This window comes from Collinsella sp. HCP3S3_E11 (genome assembly GCF_052067375.1).
GTDB lineage: Bacteria > Actinomycetota > Coriobacteriia > Coriobacteriales > Coriobacteriaceae > Collinsella.
In genome coordinates this window covers 1-1,938 of sequence record NZ_JBQHQI010000028.1, presented here as the reverse complement: position 1 = coordinate 1,938, position 1,938 = coordinate 1, and the positions used below count along the sequence as shown (strand labels likewise).

General features: G+C 54.0%; 4 protein-coding genes. 1 reads left to right on the top strand and 3 read right to left on the bottom strand.

Annotated elements, in window-relative coordinates:
• A partial coding sequence (locus ACTM86_RS08905; protein WP_441017477.1) for a hypothetical protein occupies positions 1-221 on the top strand: 221 nt, incomplete at its 5' end.
• Between the two features lie 185 nt (positions 222-406).
• Here the strand turns inward: ACTM86_RS08905 and rplT are convergent.
• From rplT to infC, 3 genes are read right to left on the bottom strand one after another with little or no spacing between them, the layout of a single operon-like run.
• Entirely contained in the window at positions 407-766 is a 360-nt protein-coding gene (gene rplT / locus ACTM86_RS08900; RefSeq protein WP_006234421.1) for a 50S ribosomal protein L20, read from the bottom strand.
• A 46-nt stretch (positions 767-812) separates the two neighbouring features.
• The gene (gene rpmI / locus ACTM86_RS08895) at positions 813-1,004 is read right to left on the bottom strand and encodes a 50S ribosomal protein L35 (RefSeq protein WP_006234422.1); all 192 of its coding nucleotides are present in this window, start codon (positions 1,002-1,004) and stop codon (positions 813-815) included.
• A gap of 32 nt (positions 1,005-1,036) precedes the next feature.
• The gene (gene infC / locus ACTM86_RS08890; protein WP_006234423.1) at positions 1,037-1,606 is read right to left on the bottom strand and encodes a translation initiation factor IF-3; all 570 of its coding nucleotides are present in this window, start codon (positions 1,604-1,606) and stop codon (positions 1,037-1,039) included.
• Positions 1,607-1,938 lie beyond the last annotated feature (332 nt).

The window sequence follows — 1,938 nt, the reverse complement described above, 5'->3', positions numbered from 1 at the left end:
CCAAGTCAGACCATTTCAAATGGTTCGATGTCTGCCCGGATGCGACACATCTGGTGTGTCCATCCTCGCAGTATCCGGTTCTCAAGGTGCACGCCTGCGCCGGTTCCCGGTTCGACCGGGCCGCGCGGCAAGGAGATATATTGCCAGACCGCGAAGCGATGTGGGACGTCAATTCCACTCTTCACAAGTCCTACACAATATATCGCTTCCTATATAAGTAATAGAAAGGCTGGTGCAGAAATACTGCACGTATCAGATGATGACCCTTCGGTTAAGAGATATATAAAGATCGGTCACCTGTAAGTGTCTATCTACCCGCGCTTTTGCTATATAAACCAGCGCCTTAGATAAAAAGAGGGAGCGCCGCGCACAGCGCGACACTCCCCTAGCGATTCAAGAGAATCAATTAGGCCTCGAGAGCCTTCTTGGCGATGGTAGCCAGCTCGTTGAAAGACTCGATGTCCTCGTAAGCCATCTGAGCCAGGACCTTGCGGTCGAGCTCGATACCGGCGACCTTCAGGCCGTGCATGAACTGAGAGTAAGAGATGTCGTTCAGGCGAGCAGCAGCGTTGATACGGGTGATCCAGAGAGAGCGAATCTCGCGCTTCTTATTGCGGCGGTCACGGTACTGATACTGCAGAGAGTGCTGGACCTGCTCTTTAGCATGCTTGTAAGTACGCGAAGCGGCACCGTAGTAACCCTTCGCACGGTGCATAACGGTACGGCGCTTCTTCTTGGCGGCAACAGCGCGCTTAATACGTGCCATGTTCTATCAACTCCTAGACGGTTAAACGAAAAACGGGAACGCTAACTTAGGCGAGACGCGACTTGATGACCTTGCGGTCGGCAGCGGCGATCTCGGTCTCCTGACGGAAGCCACGCTTACGCTTGGTGGACTTCTTGCTCAGGATGTGGCTCTTGAAAGCCTTGGCGCGCATAAGCTTGCCGGTACCAGTCTTGCGGAAACGCTTCTTGGTGCCGCTGTGGGACTTCATCTTAGGCATGAAATACTCCTTAATCGGTTACAGAACACTAGTTACTTAGTATCACTTGCCGCTTTATCCTCATCAAAGGCGCCCTTAATCGGGGCGAGCAGCATAAGCATGTTACGGCCTTCCATCTTAGGCTTGGACTCGACCGTAGCGTAAGGCTTAAGATCCTCGGCGAGACGCTCGAGAACGTTAAGACCCTGCTCCGGGTGAGCCATCTCACGGCCGCGGAACATAATGGTGATCTTAACGCGTGCGCCCTTCTTGAGGAAACGCAGAACGTGGCCCTTCTTGGTCTCGTAGTCGCCAACGTCGATCTTGGGTCGGAACTTCATTTCCTTAACCTCGACCTTGGACTGGTTCTTACGAGCAGCCTTGGCCTTCATGGCCTGCTGGTACTTGAACTTACCGTAGTCCATGACCTTGCAGACCGGCGGCTCCGCGTTGGGAGCGATCTCGACAAGGTCGAGACCCTGATCGTCGGCGACGCGCTGGGCATCGCGGATGGCGAACAGGCCGAGCTGAGAGCCATCGACGCCAATCAAACGGCACGAAGATGCAGTGATCTCGTCGTTGATGCGGGTGTCATCAGACTTAGCTATTTTCCCTACCTCCATTCATAAAAAAATAACCCGGCGCTTTTTTGCAACCAGGTCGTACACATAGACATCCTCGATATGAGGAAGAGAATCTAAGTTGTATGACCAGTCAGCTGCTCATTGGCGCCAAAAGGTGGGAACCCTCGGGTTCCTCTTTAGGGCATTGCGGAAACAACGCCTTGGCGATAATAACACGTACCGCTCGTTATCACATTACGTACACGAAAAAGGGGGCCTTAACCCCCTTGAACGCTCTTTTGCATGTATGGTGCCCGAGGCGAGACTCGAAGGGCCTTCGCTTCGCGAAGCCCCGGGCTTCGGGCGCATGGCGCCCTCGCCACGCTCCGCTA

What these genes read in the sequence shown, in the direction of transcription:
- infC (WP_006234423.1), bottom strand. Translation starts at nt 1,606, where the DNA reads ATGGAGGTAGGGAAAATAGCTAAGTCTGATGACACCCGCATCAACGAC.
- rpmI (WP_006234422.1), bottom strand. Translation starts at nt 1,004, where the DNA reads ATGCCTAAGATGAAGTCCCACAGCGGCACCAAGAAGCGTTTCCGCAAG.
- rplT (WP_006234421.1), bottom strand. Translation starts at nt 766, where the DNA reads ATGGCACGTATTAAGCGCGCTGTTGCCGCCAAGAAGAAGCGCCGTACC.